This is a genomic window from Vreelandella subglaciescola (genome assembly GCF_900142895.1).
In the GTDB taxonomy this organism is placed as follows: Bacteria; Pseudomonadota; Gammaproteobacteria; order Pseudomonadales; family Halomonadaceae; genus Vreelandella; species Vreelandella subglaciescola.
Map to the genome: position 1 here is coordinate 928,774 of NZ_LT670847.1, position 17,490 is coordinate 946,263.

At 62.0% G+C, this 17,490-nt stretch carries 10 protein-coding genes; 6 read left to right on the forward strand and 4 right to left on the reverse strand.

The features are described from left to right. Nucleotides 1-2 precede the first annotated feature (2 nt). The 6 genes from B5495_RS04345 to B5495_RS04370 all read left to right on the forward strand — a co-directional run bounded on the left by B5495_RS04345 (nt 3) and on the right by B5495_RS04370 (nt 12,830). The gene (locus B5495_RS04345; protein WP_079551624.1) at nt 3-806 is read left to right on the forward strand and encodes an SDR family NAD(P)-dependent oxidoreductase; all 804 of its coding nucleotides are present in this window, start codon (nt 3-5) and stop codon (nt 804-806) included. Continuing rightward, the gene (locus tag B5495_RS04350) at nt 799-2,385 is read left to right on the forward strand and encodes an LTA synthase family protein (RefSeq protein ID WP_079551626.1); all 1,587 of its coding nucleotides are present in this window, start codon (nt 799-801) and stop codon (nt 2,383-2,385) included. The genes B5495_RS04345 and B5495_RS04350 overlap by 8 nt, the downstream gene beginning before the upstream one ends. After that, entirely contained in the window at nt 2,382-9,782 is a 7,401-nt protein-coding gene (locus tag B5495_RS04355; RefSeq protein WP_079551627.1) for a type I polyketide synthase, read from the forward strand. The genes B5495_RS04350 and B5495_RS04355 overlap by 4 nt, the downstream gene beginning before the upstream one ends. Before the next feature lie 54 nt (nt 9,783-9,836). Continuing rightward, on the forward strand, nt 9,837-11,135 hold the full coding sequence (locus B5495_RS04360) for an aminotransferase class I/II-fold pyridoxal phosphate-dependent enzyme (protein WP_422822020.1): 1,299 nt from the start codon (nt 9,837-9,839) through the stop codon (nt 11,133-11,135). Further along, nucleotides 11,135-11,671: a transcription/translation regulatory transformer protein RfaH gene (gene rfaH / locus B5495_RS04365; protein WP_231897226.1), complete on the forward strand. Its 537-nt coding sequence runs from the start codon at nt 11,135-11,137 to the stop codon at nt 11,669-11,671. Before B5495_RS04360 ends, rfaH begins: the two co-directional genes overlap by 1 nt. 184 nt (nt 11,672-11,855) lie before the next feature. After that, nucleotides 11,856-12,830, forward strand: coding sequence for an Rpn family recombination-promoting nuclease/putative transposase (locus B5495_RS04370; protein ID WP_079551632.1), 975 nt, complete (start codon nt 11,856-11,858; stop codon nt 12,828-12,830). 61 nt (nt 12,831-12,891) lie between these two features. Here the strand turns inward: B5495_RS04370 and cysQ are convergent, their stop codons facing one another. From cysQ to B5495_RS04390, 4 genes are all read right to left on the reverse strand, one after another. Continuing rightward, the gene (gene cysQ / locus B5495_RS04375) at nt 12,892-13,665 is read right to left on the reverse strand and encodes a 3'(2'),5'-bisphosphate nucleotidase CysQ (RefSeq protein WP_079551634.1); all 774 of its coding nucleotides are present in this window, start codon (nt 13,663-13,665) and stop codon (nt 12,892-12,894) included. A gap of 106 nt (nt 13,666-13,771) precedes the next feature. After that, nucleotides 13,772-15,676 (reverse strand): sulfate adenylyltransferase subunit CysN, encoded by a 1,905-nt coding sequence (gene cysN / locus B5495_RS04380; RefSeq protein WP_079551636.1) that lies wholly within the window; start codon nt 15,674-15,676, stop codon nt 13,772-13,774. Then, nucleotides 15,676-16,575 carry a sulfate adenylyltransferase subunit CysD gene (gene cysD / locus B5495_RS04385; protein WP_079551638.1) on the reverse strand — a complete coding sequence of 300 codons (900 nt, stop codon included), beginning with the start codon at nt 16,573-16,575 and terminating at the stop codon, nt 15,676-15,678. The genes cysN and cysD overlap by 1 nt, the downstream gene beginning before the upstream one ends. A gap of 56 nt (nt 16,576-16,631) precedes the next feature. Continuing rightward, nucleotides 16,632-17,399 carry a helix-turn-helix domain-containing protein gene (locus B5495_RS04390; RefSeq protein ID WP_079551639.1) on the reverse strand — a complete coding sequence of 256 codons (768 nt, stop codon included), beginning with the start codon at nt 17,397-17,399 and terminating at the stop codon, nt 16,632-16,634. Between the last annotated feature and the right edge of the window lie 91 nt (nt 17,400-17,490).

A 17,490-nucleotide genomic window follows, 5' to 3' on the forward strand; every position in this document is an offset into this window, starting at 1 on the left:
CCATGCCACAGCCTACAGCCACCCCTGCAACGACGATCCTGATTACCGGTGCCACCGGTGCGATTGGCGGCGCGCTTGCCGAGCGCTATGCCGTGCCCGGCGCGCACCTGATACTGCACGGACGCCGGCAGGATACCCTCGATGCTTTGGCACAGCGCTGCCGTGAACACGGCGCCTCAGTAGAGGTCTCACACGCGGATCTCACACAGGCCACCGCGCTGAGCGCATGGCTGGATGCCGTTTGCGCGGCTCAAGTGCCGGATATCGTTATTGCCTGTGCAGGGAAGAACACACACCCGACGGCAGCGTGTGAGCTCGAGCCCCTCGCAGACGTTCAGGCGCTGCTCGAGATTAACCTGCAGACACCTATTGCCATGGCGCAGCACCTCGTGCCCCGCATGCGTGCCCGCGGCCGTGGGCAGTTGGTATTTATCAGTTCGCTGGCGGCCTGGCACGGGCTACCCACCTCTCCCACATACAGCGCCAGCAAAGCCGGCATCAAAGCCTACGCCGAGGGGCTTCGCAGCTGGCTAAAACCCTGCGGCATTGGCGTCACGGTGGTCATGCCAGGCTACGTTACCTCGCCGATGTGTCAGGCCATGCCCGGCCCCAAGCCCTGGAAGTGGGCACCCGAGCGTGCGGCGCGCGTCATTCAGCGCGGTATCAGCGCTAACCGCGCGCGCATCGCTTTTCCTGTCTGGCTCAGTCTGGGCACCCACTGGCTGGCCATTTTGCCCGCCGGCATCTCGCAGTGGCTGCTCAGGCGACTGGGGTTTGACCGCCTGGAAGAAACGCCCGATGACTAGCCCGTTTTACCTCCTGCTGACTGCGGGCCTGGCCGGCACGCTGCTGATTGAGGCACTGCTTGCCCCACGCCCGTGCCCTTTCTGGCAGCGCGGCGGTGCCGCAGCAAGCGTCCATCTGGGCAGCTGGCTGCTCACCTTTGGCGCCTTTTTTGCTGTGCTCCAGCGCCCCGGGCTGGCCGTCGTGACGCTGCTCGCGCTACAGCTGGTCGTGGTCCAATCCAGCAATACCAAGTCGCAAACGCTCAACGAACCTTTTATTTGCCACGATTTCGAGTATTTCTGGGATGCGATACGCCATCCGCGTCTGTACGTGCCGTTTTTCGGCGTTAGGCTGGCCATCGCGGCCAGCACTGCCGGCGTTGTGGCCATTGCCGCCTTCTTTTACTGGGAAGCCTCCGCCGTCAGCCAGTGGGGGGGCTGGGCTTTTTTAGCAACGTGTGGGGGGCTGTGTGTCTCGGGTGCGGTGCTGATCGCGCTGGGACTCAGGCGGCTGGACGCGATTACGCTCCATCCTGCCCACGACCTTGAAACACTAGGCCTGTTTGCCTCGCTCTGGGCCTACGGCGTCGCGCTGCTGCGCTCGTCAGCCCCACCGCCCGACGCATCGCCCTTTTACCACGACACCGTCGCACCGCCGGCCGCGCCAACCACTGTGCTACCGCATACCGTGCTGGTACAAAGCGAATCCTTCAGCGACCCACGTAGCTGGTGCCCCGACGTGGCCGATGATCTGCTGCCACACTGGGACCTTAGCGGTCGTCAGGCGCAGCAGCGGGGCACGCTCAGTGTCCCCGCCTGGGGTGCAAATACCGTGCGCACCGAATGCGCAGTGCTGACCGGCCTGACGCCAGAACAGTGGGGCATTCGCCAGTTCAATCCTTACCGCACCCTGGCCCGCCGGCATTTTCCCAGCCTTGCTGCAACCTTCAAAAAAGCGGGGTACCGCACCGTTTGCGTTCATCCCTACCCCGCCAGCTTTTACTTTCGCCACCGGGTCATGCCACAGCTGGGATTCGATACCTTTATCGACGTCGAGGACTTTTCCCCCGACGACCGCAACGGACAGTATATCGGCGACGCCGCGGTGGCCCGGAAAGTCGCTGCGCTACTCGACGACAGCGCCGATGCGCCGCTGTTTATTTTTGTCATTACCATGGAAAACCACGGCCCGCTCGATCTGGAGCGGCCCCGGCACGACGCACTCGCTGATACCTTGCCACGCGCGCCTTGGCCTTTGCCCGCACACCAGCGTAACCTTGCCGTCTATCTGCACCACCTCCGCCAGGCTGATGCCATGCTGGAAACGCTAACCCGTGCGCTGGGTCAGGGCTCGCGCCCGGGCGTTCTAGGCTGGTACGGCGATCATGTGCCCATTCTGCCCCAAGCCTACGCCTACTATTCAGCGCCTACGGGTGAAACCCCCTATATGCTATGGTCATCACAAAAAAATCAACGTGATAGACACCCCACTACGCCACAACGACTCGCCGCGAACGAGCTGGGCAGCGTGCTGTTGCAACACGTCTGGCAGGCGGCCTCTGGCCGACAAGGACCAAGAAAAGATTCGGAGTACCAATGACTAAACGCGTGGCCATCATTGGCGCCGCCTACCGCTTTCCCGGCACAACGCCCGAGACGTTCTGGCACGACCTGAAAAAAGAAAAGGACTTTGTCACCCAGGTGGCGTCCGACCGCTGGAGCCAAGAGGTTTTTCAGCATCCTGATCGACGGCACCCGGGCACCAGCGTGACCTTTGCCGCTGGAAGCCTTGGCGACATCAGCGGCTTTGATGCCGAGTTTTTTGGTATCTCACCCCGTGAAGCGGCCCATATGGACCCCCAGCAGCGCATCCTGCTGGAGCTTGCCTGGGAAAGCCTGGAAGACGCCGGCATGGTACCGGCCAAACTGCGCGGCACCCAGTGCGGCGTGTATTTGGGCATCGCCAGCCAGGACTACTCCTACCGGTTTGCCGATGACATGTCGGCCATTGACTCATCGTCGGCCACCGGCAACACCGCAAGCGTAGCGGCCAACCGCCTGTCGTACCTGTTTGACCTGCACGGCCCCAGCCTCTCGCTGGACACGGCCTGCTCGTCGTCGCTGGTGGCGTTTCACCAGGCGTGCCAGGCGATTCGCAGCGGCGATATTTCCATGGCGATTACCGGGGGCATCAGCCTGCACCTGCATCCTTACGGTTTCCTGATCTTTTCCAAGGCCGGGATGCTTTCCTCCTCGGGGCGCTGCCGGGTCTTCGACGCTGACGGTGATGGCTACGTGCGCTCGGAGGGCGGCGGGCTTTTCATACTCAAGGAGTATGAGCAGGCGCTCGCTGATAACGACCGCATACTCGCCGTCGTCGCCGGTTCGGCAATGAATACCGACGGCCGTAAAGCCGGACTGACGGTGCCCGACCCGGCGGCGCAAGCGACGCTGATGCGCGATACCTACCGTCAGGCCGGCATTGCCCCGGAAGCGATCGACTACCTTGAAGCACACGGTACCGGCACCGCCGTGGGCGATCCGGTTGAAACTCGCGCGATTGGCGAAGCACTCGGCCAGCAGCGCAAAACACCATTGCCCATTGGCTCGGTCAAGAGCAACGCCGGACACCTGGAGACGGCGTCAGGCGTCATCGGTCTGGCCAAAGCGCTACACAGCCTGCACCACCGCGAAGTGCCTGCGACCATCGGCATTCGTCAGGTCAACCCCGCGATCAAGACCGACGAGTGGAATCTGGACATCGTGACCCGCGCGCGGCCGCTCGCCGCCACAGGCGAGCTGGTCATCGGGGTGAATTCCTTCGGTTTTGGCGGCGCCAACGCCCACGTGATTCTCTCTAGTGCGCCGCCGCGCACCGCCGCACCCGTTGCTGACGCCCCAACCGATACGGCAAAGGCCCCAGCCCAGTCGCTGCCGATACGCATCACGGCACGCAGCGCGGACGCCCTGACCGACAATGCCCGCGCACTGGCAACGCAGCTTCGCCACCGCGAGGCGGCTCTTTACGACACCGCGCACACGCTATTTTATCATCGCACGCACCTCGATCACGGCGCGCTGTGCTTTGCCGACACGGCTGAACAGGCGGCTGCCGCGCTGGAGCGCTTTGCCGATGGCGCCGCCGACGACACGCCCGGCAGCATGATTCGCAGCGAGCGGCTCGCGGCCGCCCAAGGGCCGGTATTTGTCTACTCGGGCAACGGCTGCCAGTGGGCACAAATGGGCCGCGACCTGCTACAAACCGACGCCGGTTTCGGCGACAGCATCGATCGCGTCGATGCCATCTTTCAACGCTACGCCGATTTTTCGCTACGCGCCGAGCTCGACGGCAGCCGCCACGTAGAACAGACCACCGCCGAGCGCCTTGAACGCACCGAAATCGCCCAGCCCACGCTCTTTGCCCTGCAGGTTGCACTAACCCAATGGCTACGGGCGCGCGGCGTTGAGCCGGCCGCCGTGCTGGGTCACAGCGTTGGAGAAGTCGCCGCGGCGTGGGCCGCCGGCGCACTCTCGCTGGAAGACGCCGTCAAGGTCATCTATTGCCGCAGCGACTACCAGGGTAGGACCCGCGGCCTTGGCGCCATGAGCGCAGTTGCCTTGAGCGCCGATGACATCGCCGTCTGGCTTGAGCAACCCGAATTCGGCACGGTCTGCCTGGCCGGCATCAACAGCCCCAACGGCATCACTCTGGCCGGCCCCGACGAGCCGCTCGCGGCACTCGAAAAACGCCTTCATCAGCAAGGCATTATCGCCAAGCGCCTGCCGCTGGACTATGCCTTTCACAGCGCCGCGATGGACGCCACCCGCGACGGACTGATCGACGCGCTGGGCGACATCGCACCCCGCGCCGCAACAGTGCCTTTTATCTCAACCGTCACCGGCAACGTCAGCGACGGCACCGACCTGGATGCCGACTACTGGTGGCGCAACATTCGCCAGCCAGTGCTATTCCATCCTGCCACCGCTGCGCTGGTGGCACAGGGCCATAACGTCTTTGTCGAGGTGGGCGCCCACCCGGTGCTGCGCCGCTACCTGACTGAAACACTACGCGAGCAGTCGCTCGTCGGGCAGGTCATCGGCACGCTCAAGCGCCATCAAGACGGCGTCCATGCCCTTTGCGACACGCTAGGCAAGCTGCTATTGAGCGGCCTGCCGTTGGATTCCCGGGTGTTTTTCCCCGTGCCCGGCGAGCGCGTCAACCTGCCCCGCTATGCCTGGCAGCGCACCCGCTACTGGGTACCATATACGGTAGACGGCCAGGGATTGCTCTCGCGTTACTACCAGCATCCGCTATTAGGCTATCCGCTGGCGCAGCAAGCCAATACCTGGGAAAGCCAGCTGGATGTACAACGCCTACCCTGGCTTGCCGGCCACGTCGTGGGCGACGGCGCGGTATTCCCTGGCGCCGGCTTCGTCGAGCTGGCGCTGGCCGCTGCCCACCAGCAGCGCGATCCCGCGATCATCGACATCGAGGCGCTCGAAATCCACGCGCCGCTGCTGCTCGACGGCGACAATGGCCGCAGCGTACGCGTGCACCTGGATCCCACCAACGGCAGCCTGCACATTGACTCGCGCGAACCGGTCACGGGCAGCGAGTGGCAGCGCCATGCCAGCGCTCGCTGCATGCAGGAAAGTCGCGGCTTTATGCTTCGGCGCCGGGCGCCAGCAATTCCCAAGCGCGCGCCGGACTACACGCAAGCCCAGCACCAAGCGCTTGCCGAGCGCATTGGCCTGCACTACCACGGCGCTTTTCAGGCCGTGCGTCACGGCTGGATAGAAGGCGACAGCGTCATTGGAGACATCGCGCTAGACGCCGACACCACCTCACAGCTGGCCGACTTGCACCTACACCCGGGCCTGCTGGATAGCGCCTTCCAGCTGTTTATTCCGCTGCTCGCCGCTCAGTCCCCCACAGCCGACCCGCTCGCCTTTGTGCCGGTGCGCGTCGGGCGCGTGCAAATGAATCCTAATGCCGGCACGCCAGTACTCGCGCACGCCGTTATGCAAAACCGGGCGCCGCACTCCTTTACCGCCGATTTTGCGCTATACGACGCCGCAGGCAACGCGGTTGCCGTGCTGGGTGAGACACGCTTCAAGGCCGTCCGCCTGACTCGCAGCCACCGCCAGGCACTTGATTATCTGGACGTAACGCTCGTGCCGGGACCGCTTGCGGCCGCGCCTCTGGCGTTTGGCGAAAAAGCGCTGGAGCATATGGCCATGCTCGGCCAGACCTACGCTGAACATACCGGTCAGCGTTACGCCCAAGAGGTCGCCCCGCTGCTGGATAGCCTGAGCGAGGCGTTCATTCAGGGCGGTCTGCCCCTCGACGATGGCGCACAGCCGTTAGCGCCTCAGCGCATTTGGCAGCTGCTGGTACAGGACTACCCCGATTATTTTGCGCCGATCCACCTCGTCGGCCGGCTGGGCATACACCGCGAAGCGTTAGCCAGCGGCAGGCTCAGCGTGGAGACGCTGGGCATCAATCAGCAGCAGCTCAGTGCCCTCAACGCCGCGCTGCCCGGCACCCGTGGCTGGCAAGCGCTAGCCGCCACGACCGCTGAGCTGATCGAAGACGCGCTTCACCACCTGCCCGACGGCCAGCGCTTAACGCTGCTCGAAGCCGGCCCCTGCGCGCCCGCGCTAGGCCAGCGGCTACTCGAACGCTTTGCCCGCACTCACGGCGATCACGCGTATCGCTACCGTCTCGTAACGACCCACGATACCGCTCGCCATCAGGCGCTACAGCTTCAGGAACGCTTCCCGCTGATCGACGTCTACACGCTGGACGAAGCCGGCACCCCACCGGCAACCGCCGACCAGGCGCAATTGGCGCTGATCAGCATAGACATCACCCAGCCGGCCGCCACCCGGCAGCTGATCGAACAGTTGCCCGCACAGCTGGCGCCCGGCGCCCAACTCCTCGTGATCGGCACCCACCCCAGCCTGTGGCTGGATACCGTGCTGGCCACGTCGGGCATCGAGCAAACCGCGGTCGAAGCGGCCACGGTCAGCCAGTGGCTGACGCAAATCGGGCTGACGACATCCCCTCCCGTGGCGCTGGAAGACGGCGACGCGGGCACCTACCTGCTGCACGCACAAGCGCCGGATAAAACCGCAGCCAACGCAGCACAGGAACACGTCCTGATAGCCGCCGACGAGCCAGGTTCAGCCCTTGCCACCCGCTTGGCCGACGCCGTTAACGCCCACGGCGCAAGCGCACAGGTCGTCACCGGTAGCGATTCGCCCGACGTTCTGCTCAAGCGAGCGCTTGATGAAGTGCCCGCCACCGGGGCACCGCTTCACGTGGTTGATATCGCGGGGCACGGCCAGCCCGACGGCGGCACCGTCGCGCAAACGCGTCGCTGTACGCGCGCTCAGCAATGGTCGCTTGCCCTGGAAACACTCCCACAGGCAGACGACGCGACACCGCCCACGCTGTGGATCACCACCCGGGGCGTCGCAGCCCTCTGGCAGCCTGCCAGTCTCGACCCCGTGGAAACGCCCGACGACGCAGCGCTGTGGGGCTTTGGCCGTTCACTGGCCAATGAGGCAACCTCCCAGCGCGTGGTACTGCTCGACCTGCCCGGCGCCGTTACCGATGAGGTGCTGACAGCCTGGGCTGCCAGCCTGGTCCATCGTGATAGCGAAAACGAGCTGGCTATATCAACCCGCGGCCAGCGCTTTGCGACCCGGCTGCGCTCATTGCCATCGCCCCGCGCTGCAATCAGTGAGGCCGGCCCCCAACCACGCCAGGCGATGTCGCTTGGTGTGGCGATCCCCGGCCAACTGCGCCATCTTGAGTGGCAGCCGCGCACGTTGCCCGAGCCGCGGCCCGACGAGGTGGAGGTTCGTGTCAAAGCCACCGGCCTTAACTTCCGCGACGTTATGTATACCTTGGGGCTTTTGTCTGATGAGGCCATCGAAAACGGCTTTGCCGGTGCCACACTGGGACTGGAGTTTTCTGGTGAAGTGGTCAGCGTTGGCGATAACGTGACCGACCTGGCGCCCGGCCAGGGGGTGGTGGGCTTCGGCCCGGCGAGCTTTAGCGATACGCTGATTGCCCAGCGCAGCAGTGTCGCGCCGCTGCCCGAAAATACCGGCTATGCCGCTGCGGCCACGATTCCCACGACGTTTTTCACCGTTTACTACGCGCTTAAGCACCTGGCGCGCCTGGAGCCCGGCGAAAAAGTGCTGATCCACGGCGCAGCGGGCGGTGTGGGCATTGCCGCGCTGCAAATCGCGCGCTGGCTGGGCGCAGAAATTTACGCCACTGTCGGCTCGGAAGAGAAACGCGACTTCCTGCGCCTGATGGAAGTTGACCGGTTATACGACTCACGCTCACTGACCTTCGCCGAAGAAATTCTCGAAGATACCCAAGGCGACGGCGTCGACGTCGTGCTCAACTCGCTGGCCGGCGAGGCCATCCACCAGAACCTGCGTGTACTGCGCCCGTTTGGCCGCTTCCTTGAGCTTGGCAAGCGCGACTTCTACGCCAATACGCCCATCGGCCTGCGGCCTTTCCGCAACAACCTCAGCTACTTCGGCATCGACTCCGACCAGCTGATGAAAGTCCAGCCCGAGCTGACCCAGCGGCTCTTTAACGAGATGATGGCGCTATTCAATGACGGCACCTTGCATCCGCTGCCGTTCACGCTATTTCAGCACGGCCAGATCGTCGATGCTTTCCGTTATATGCAGCAGGCCCGGCAGATCGGAAAGGTCGTGGTTACCTACGAGCAACCGATCACGCCGCCGGCTCCGCCAACGCCGGAAACGGAAAAGCTAGCGCTCGCGCCGCACGCGACCTACCTGGTGACCGGTGGACTTTCCGGCTTCGGCTTGAAAACCGCACAGTGGCTGGTGGAAAAAGGCGCACGCAACCTGGTACTGCTGAGCCGTCGCGGCGCGCAAAGCGAAGAGGCTAAAACGGCCCTTGTTGACTTTGCCGCGCAGGGCATCAACGTCATGGCCGAAGCATGCGATGTGACCCAGCGCGACGCGCTTGACAGCGTGATTGACCGCGCCGAAGCCGAGCTGGGCCCGCTTGCGGGCGTCGTGCACGCCGCCACCGTGATCGATGACGGGTTGATTCGCCATCTCGACGAGGCACGTATCCAGGCCGTGCTGGCACCCAAGATTGACGGCGCCCGCCATCTTGATGAGCTCACTCGCCGCTGCGCGCTCGACTTCTTCATCGTTTACTCATCGGCGACGACGCTGTTCGGCAACCCCGGCCAGGCAAGCTACGTGGCCGCTAACCACTGGCTGGAAGGCCTTGCAGCGGCCCGCCGCCAGCAGGGATTGCCGGCCACCTGCGTGCGCTGGGGTGCGATTGAAGACGTGGGCTTTCTGGCGCGCAATACGCGTACGCGCGAAGCGCTACAGGAACGCCTGGGCGGCTCGGCGCTGCAGTCCGACGATGCGCTGCAGGTACTCGAGCAAATGCTGATAGCCGATACGCCAGCTATCGGCGTGCTAGAGCTTGACTGGAATGCACTCGCCCGCTTTTTGCCGACGGCGCAGGCCGCCCGTTTTGACGAGCTGGCCCGCACCGGCGACGACGGCGCCACGCATGACGACGACGGCGATCTTGGCGCGAAGCTGCTCACGCTGGCGCCGGAAGAACAGCTGGCGGCCATTACCAGCGTGCTGCGCGCCGAACTGGCGGGAATCCTGCTCATGGAAGAGGACAACATCGACGCCGACCGCTCGATTTATGACATGGGCTTCGACTCCCTTATGGGCGTAGAACTGATGACCGCGCTGGAAAGCCGGCTCGGCATTCAAGTGCCGGTCATGGCGCTAAGCGAGGCATCAACGGTGACTCGACTGGCACAGGTCATTCGTCAAAAGGTGCAGCATAAAAATGGGGAAACATCTGGCACAACCGATGAAAGCTCTAACAATATGCCAGAGCATGCACTAAAATCGCTTGCCCATCGCCACGGGGCAGAACCCTTCGACGATGCCACCTGATTTTGTCATTCCCTTTAACAACGGGTCATTGCAGTGAGTCAGCAACGCTCCATATTGAAACAGCAGCTTCTCGCCCAAGCGCGGCGCCGGCCGGCGTCGCGCACTGCGGCCGTGGCGCCTTCGGACACGCCGCGCACGCCCGAACGCAGAACGGACTTTACCGCCCACCCGGGCTACCAGCACCTGGCGTTGATGCGCGAAGCGGCTGACAAGCTCGGGCTGCACGACCCGTTTTTCAAGGTACACGAAGGCACCGCCGGCGCGACCAGCCTGATGCAGGGCCGCGAGTGCATTAATTTTGCCAGCTATAATTATCTCGACTACTCCGGTGACCCGCGCGTTAACCAAGCGGCCGTTGAGGCCGTTGAGCGTTACGGCACCTCGGTATCAGCCAGTCGTGCCGTTTCCGGCGAGCGGCCGATTCATCAGACGCTTGAGCAGGCGCTGGCCGACGCTTACGGCGTCGACGATGCCGTGGTCTTTGTCAGCGGCCACGCGACCAATGTCTCTACGCTTGGCTACCTGCTGGGACCCGGCGACCTGGTACTGCACGACGAGTACATCCATAACAGCTCGCTAGTGGGCGCCCAGCTGTCGGGGGCCAAGCGTATGTCGTTTCGCCACAACGATACGGCCTCGCTCGAGGCGCTGTTGAGCCGCCACCGCAACCAGTTCGAGCGTGTGCTGATCGTTATCGAAGGACTTTACAGCATGGACGGCGACACGCCGGATCTGGCGCAATTCATCGCGTTGAAATATCGCTATGACGCCTGGCTGATGGTTGATGAGGCGCACTCCTTTGGCGTACTGGGGGAGCACGGCCATGGATTGCATGAGCATCTGGGTATTGCCCCACAGGAAGTCGACATCTGGATGGGCACTCTGAGCAAAACGCTCTCAGGCTGCGGCGGCTATATCGCCGGCAGCAAAGCGCTGGTGGAAATGCTGCGCTACTTTTCGCCGGGCTTTTTATATAGCGTCGGCATGCCGGCGCAGGTGGCCGCGCCCGCGCTAAAAGTGCTTCAGCTCATGCCACAGGAAAAGCACCGCGTCGCCAGGCTGCACGCCATTTCAAGCTATTTTCTCGACGGCGCCAAAGCGCGGGGAATGAATACCGGAGAAAGCATCGGCGTTGCCGTGGTGCCGGTGATTGTAGGCAGTTCACCGCTTGCCACCCGGCTATGCCAGATGCTGTTCGAGCAGGGAATCAACGTACAGCCCATCGTTCACCCTGCGGTTCCCGAGAACAGCGCGCGGCTGCGTTTTTTCCTGTCCTGCGAGCACACCCACGCCCAGGTCGATCAAACGCTGGATCTTTTACAGCAACATCTCGCGGCGGCGGCTGTACGATAATGATGGAAGCAGATATACCCGACGACACCGCTCATCCCCCGACGGATACGGCCGCTTGGTACGTGGTTCAGTGTAAAGCCGGCGAGTCGTTTCGCGCGGCGGAGCACCTCGACTACCAGGGCTACCAGGTTTTTCATCCCGTGCTGAACGTCCAGCGCCGCCGGCGTGGCCGGTTAACCAGTGTGTGCGAGCCGCTGTTTCCGTTTTACCTGTTTATCTGTCTGGATCAAGTCAACAGCAACTGGCGCCCCATCCGCTCCACCCGCGGCGTGCTGCGCATTATCTGCTTTGGCAACACGCCAGCACCGGTGCCCGATGCGCTCATTGAGCAGCTACGCCATCAGCCCCACGAAGCCGAGGGCGCCCATACCCATTTTTCCGCGGGCGACAAGGTCACCGTCGCCGACGGTCCTTTCAAGGGCCTCGACGGCGTTTTTCAACGCGCCAAGGGCGAGGAACGGGCCATTATTCTGCTCAACATGCTGCAGCAGCCACGGGCAGTCGAAATGTCCCGGCATGACCTATCTCCTGACTAGCGCCGCCACTTCCGAAGCCTGTCGGGTGTCTAGAATACTGGGGTCGATTCAGTCCTTTGCGCATCTGGCTGTCTATTCTGTTTTTTCTGTCTTTCTTGTTGGGCGGTGACCCGGTGGAATATAGCCTAAAATTCTTGACAAGCGGAAATGTGGTAGAATGCGGTCATTAATGACAGGAGCGCGCATGGCCAGCAATCACCACGATATTGCCTACAAGGAGCTGTTCAGCCACCCGGAGTTTGTGCAGCAGCTCATCGAGGGCTTTGCGCCGGACGATATCGCTGCGCTCATGGATTTCTCGACGCTCAAGCAGCACAACGGCAACTACGTCACTCCGCTGTCTAAAGAAAAAATCGAGGACGTAGTGTGGTCGGTGGACGCCACTTGGTACGGCGTTACCCAGCGGATTTATGTGTATATTCTGCTGGAGTTTCAGTCACGCGTGGATCAGCGCATGCCGCTGAGAATGATGCACTACGTCGCCGGCTTCCATGACCACCTGATAAAAAACGGGGTCACCAAGCCCAATGAAGGCTTACCGCCGGTATTCCCCGTGGTGCTGTACAACGGCGCCAAGCGCTGGTCAGCGGAGCAAGACATTTACGACATGATAAAGCCGCAGCCGCCGGGCTTTTTGGGACCCTATCAACCGCACCTGCGCTACTATTTGATTGATGAAGGGCGGTACAGCGACGAGGAGTTAGCGATACGCAACACTCCGCTGAGCGGCGTGTTTGGCATCGAGAACGCCAATAAGGGTCGCGAAGACTTGCAGGTGGCGGTTGATCGGATCGTGGCGATTATCACAGCAGATCCAAATAAGGAGCGTATCGACCGTATCGTGACGCGCTGGCTCAAGCGCCATTTGGAACGATTAGGGGCGAAGGTCGATCTGAGCGAGCTGAATAGCTTGATGGAGGATAGGAATATGTTGGCTGACAATCTGGAAGTTTGGGCGAAGCGCGAGCGACGGGAAGGCGAGGCCAAAGGCGAGATCAAAGGCGAGGCTAAGCTGCTAAAGAGACTGATTATTTCCAAATATGGGCAGTGTCCTGAATGGGCTCAAGACAAGCTCAATGCTGCTGATTCTGAGCGTCTTGGCGCTTGGGCTGAACACATATTTGATGCTGAAACATTAGAAAAGCTGTTGTCGGAGTGACTGCTCCCCGCCCTATCGGGCGAGGGTTTACGCGGAGTTTGCTAACGGCGTCATCGCCGGATTAACGCCCCCAGACCACAAAGTGCGGGTTGAGCGTGTGTTCGGGCGTGGCATAGTTAAGCGGCGTGCCGTCGAGCTGAGCGACGCTTCCACCGGCCTGCTCGACGACCGCCTGGGCGGCGCCGGTGTCCCACAGGCAGGTGGGCCCCAGCCGCGGGTACACATCAGCCTTGCCTTCTGCCACCAGGCATAACTTGAGCGAGCTGCCCATTGGGTGCATTTCATGCTGGCCCAACTTTCCCAGCCAGGCTTCGAGCGCCTGGCTTGGGTGCGAACGACTGCCCACTACGCGCCAGGCCGTGCCCGGTGCCGGTTTCTTAGCGGCATGGATGCTGTGCCGCGTGCCGTCAAGCTCCACCTTGTGCGCGCCCAGGCCCTGCGCCGCCACGTAGGCGGTATGCAGCGCCGGCGCCACGACCACGCCCAGCACCGCGCGCCCCTGAGAAATCAGCGCGATATTGACGGTAAACTCACCGTTGCGCTTGATAAATTCCTTGGTGCCATCCAACGGATCAACCAGCCAGTAGCGCTTGTGCGCGTCCGGCCCGGTAAAGCTTTCGGCGTCTTCTTCGGAGAGCACCGGAATGCCCTCCGGAAGCTTGGCAAGCTCTGCCAGGATAATCTCGTTGGCTGCCTTGTCGGCTTCGGTCAGCGGGCTCTTGTCGTCTTTTTCTTCAACGCTGAAGTCGCGCGCGTATATGTCCATAATCGCGTCGCCGGCGCGGCGGGCGATCTGCTCTACCGCGTTAAGCAACGCCTGATTTACCAGTGTCATGAGCATCTTCCTGCAATAAAATAAAACAAGCCGCCGGAATCAGGCCCGGCGGCTTGGGTGCCTAAATGGCTGCCATCGCGCAATCAGCCCGTGGCCAACCGGCCGCTTAGCTAATCAAGCCGCGCTCGCGCAGGGCAGCCATCACCACATCAGCCGCTTCCTCGGTGCTCATTTTGGCCGTTTGCAAGTGAATTTCCGGCCCCTCGGGCGTTTCATAGTCGGAGTCGATGCCGGTGAAGTTTTTCAATTCACCGCGGCGCGCTTTCTTGTAAAGCCCTTTGGGGTCACGGGCTTCCACCACGTCGAGCGGCGCATCGACGTGTATCTCGATAAATTCACCGTCGTCCAGCAGGTCCCGCGCCAGCTGACGCTCGCTGCGGAACGGTGAAATAAACGCCGAGAGCACAATCAGCCCGGCATCCACCATCAGCCTGGCGACTTCCGATACGCGGCGAATGTTTTCCACCCGGTCGGCATCGGTAAAGCCCAGGTCGCGATTCAACCCGTGGCGCACGTTATCGCCGTCCAGCAAATAGGTGTGCTGGCCCTGGGCGTAAAGCCGCTTCTCGACGAGGTTGGCAATACTCGACTTGCCCGCCCCCGAGAGTCCGGTAAACCACAGCACCGCCGGCTTCTGGTGCTTGGCACTGGCGCGCACCTGCTTGTCGATATCCACGTGTTGCATGTGGATGTTTTGGCTACGGCGCAGGGCAAAGTGCAGCATGCCGGCGCCCACGGTGTTGTAGGTCATCCGGTCGATGAGGATAAAGCCGCCGGTATCCTGGCTCTGGTCGAAAGCATCAAACGCCACGGCTTTATTCACGCTCAGCGTGCACACGCCAATACCGTTAAGCTCAAGCTGCTTGCTCGCCGTGTGCTCCAGCGTATTGACGTTAATCTGATACTTGATGTCGGTCACGGTCGCGGAAACCAGCTGCGTGCCCAGCTTCATCAGGTACGGTCGGCCCGGCAGCAGCGGCTCGTCGTGCATCCACACAATCGTGGTTTCGAACTGATCGGCGGTTTGTGCCGGCTGCTCAATGCCCGAAATCACGTCCCCGCGGGAAATATCAATCTCGTCTTCCAGCAGCAGCGTCACTGACTGCCCCGCCACCGCTTCGTCAAGGTCACCATCGAAGGTATAAATCCGCGACACCCGGCTGCTGGTGCCCGAAGGCTGCACGCGAATTTCATCGCCTGGTTTGACCACGCCGCTGGTGATCATGCCGCTAAAGCCGCGGAAATCCAGATTCGGGCGGTTGACCCACTGCACCGGCATGCGCAGCGGCGCGCGCTGCAGCGCCTCGTCGTCCACTTCGACCGTTTCCAGGTAGCCCATCAGCGTGGTGCCGTGGTACCAGGGCGTATTGGCGCTGTGCGCGGTAATATTGTCGCCCTTGAGCGCCGACAGCGGAATAAAGGTGATGCTCTCAAGCCCCAGCTGTTCGGCAAAGGCGCGGTACTCGTCGGCGATGGCGTTGAAGCGCTCCTCGGAGTAGTCCACCAGATCCATCTTGTTGACCGCAACCACCACGTGGCGCATGCCCATCAGCGCCATTAAAAAGCTGTGGCGCCGCGTCTGGGTCTGGATGCCATAGCGCGCATCGACCATCAGAATGGCCGCGTCGGCGTTCGAGGCACCGGTCACCATATTGCGGGTGTACTGCTCGTGCCCCGGGGTATCGGCGACGATGAACTTGCGCTTATCGGTGGAGAAAAACCGGTAGGCGACGTCGATGGTAATGCCCTGCTCGCGCTCGGCGGCCAGGCCGTCGACCAGCAGTGCCAGATCGAGCTCGTCGCCCTGGGTACCGAATTTTTTCGACTCGGCTTCGATCGAGGCCAGCTGGTCTTCAAACAACAGCTTTGACTCGAACAGCAACCGCCCGATCAGGGTGCTTTTGCCGTCATCCACGCTGCCACAGGTGATAAAACGCAGCAGCCCCTTGTGCTCGTGGGATTGCAAATACTGGTCAATATCATCGGCAATTAAATCGGAGGCGTGTGCCATTAGAAGTAGCCCTCTTGCTTTTTCTTCTCCATGGAGGCGGCGCTGTCGTTATCGATCACACGACCCTGGCGCTCCGAGGTATGGGTCAGCAACATTTCCTGAATGATGGCCGGCAGCGTATCGGCTTCGGACTCGACGGCGCCGGTCAGCGGGTAGCAGCCCAGGGTGCGAAAGCGCACCTTGCGCATCATCGGCACTTCACCGGGTTCCAGCGGCAGGCGTTCGTCGTCAACCATGATCAGCGCACCGTCGCGCTCGACCACCGGACGTTCGGCGGAGTAATACAGCGGCACAATGGGAATGCCCTGCAGCTGGATGTACTGCCAGATATCCAGCTCCGTCCAGTTGGACAGCGGGAACACGCGGATCGACTCGCCCTGATGCCGGCGCGTGTTATACAGCTTCCACAGTTCGGGGCGCTGGTTTTTCGGGTCCCAACGGTGCTGCGCGGTGCGGAATGAAAACACCCGCTCCTTGGCGCGCGACTTTTCTTCATCACGCCGGGCGCCGCCAAACGCCGCGTCAAATCCGTATTTATCCAGCGCCTGCTTCAGGCCTTCGGTCTTCATCACATCGGTATGAATCGCCGAGCCGTGGGTAAACGGATTGATATCCTTTTCAATGCCTTCCGGATTGGTGTGTACCAGCAGCTCCATGCCGCTTTCCTTGGCCATTATGTCGCGAAACTCGTACATCGCGCGAAACTTGAAGCGGGTATCCACGTGCAATAACGGAAACGGCGGCGGCGCCGGCGCAAACGCCTTGCGCGCCAGGTGCAGCATCACCGCGCTGTCCTTGCCAACGGAATAGAGCATCACCGGATTTTCCGTCTCGGCGACCACCTCCCGCATGATCTGGATGCTCTCCGCTTCCAGCCGTTGTAAATGGGTCAGAGTCATTGGTCTACTCGTTTTGTGTGTCAGTCATTTACTGTTGATAAAACACCGAATCGCCGTCAAACCGTGGCAAGGTTCGGCGGTACAGACAAAAGCCAGAACGCGGGCTGCCGGGCAAGCCACGCCTGAATCTCAGGGCTTGCCGCCATATCAGCGCCGTGAAAAACAAATCCTGCCGGGGCGCGTCCGGCCAACGCCTCAAAAGCCGCAATATAATCACTGGCAAGCGGAGGACGCGTAAAACAACGCATCCATAGCCGCCCCCGCGGGCCATGGAAGTACAGCTGATACACCTTCCGTTGCGAGGAAAAAACGCACCGCACGCCACCCTGCCAGCGCTGCGAAGCGCGCGGCAGTCGGCGCCATACAGGCTGGATGATCTGACGGTACCAACGCCCGCGCGGCGAGCGCTCCCCGGCCCATTCCTCGAGCGGCCAGGGCTGCGTTTTCAGCCCCTGTTCTTGCCACCAGTGCTCAACGCCACGCTGCGTCAGTGCAACGTCTTGCCCGTCACTGGCCTTTTCGGCAAGCACCGCGCTGGTCCAGCCCGGCGCGCCCTCAGTTGGTAGCTGATGAACCAGGTGCCACAGCGCCTGCTGTACCGGCAACGTCACGCTTGTTGCCTGCCCTTTATGGCGCCCCCGTTCGCGCACCGGCACCGCTGCCCAGCCGCCCTCGCGAAATGCCTTCCACGCAGCAGAAACGGTGGGCGCGGACAGCCCGGTTTTGCGGGCTGTCTCAGCGACGGTCACACCATCCAAACGCAGCCTGACGGCGTGAAAACGGCGCTCACTGATAGCTTCAGGCGAAAAATGTTTACTGCTCAATTATCACCCAACCATTTGTTTTTAATTGATAAAAATAAAAACATAAGACTATCTATAGCGATTATTAGACACCATCATAAAAGCTTGCGTA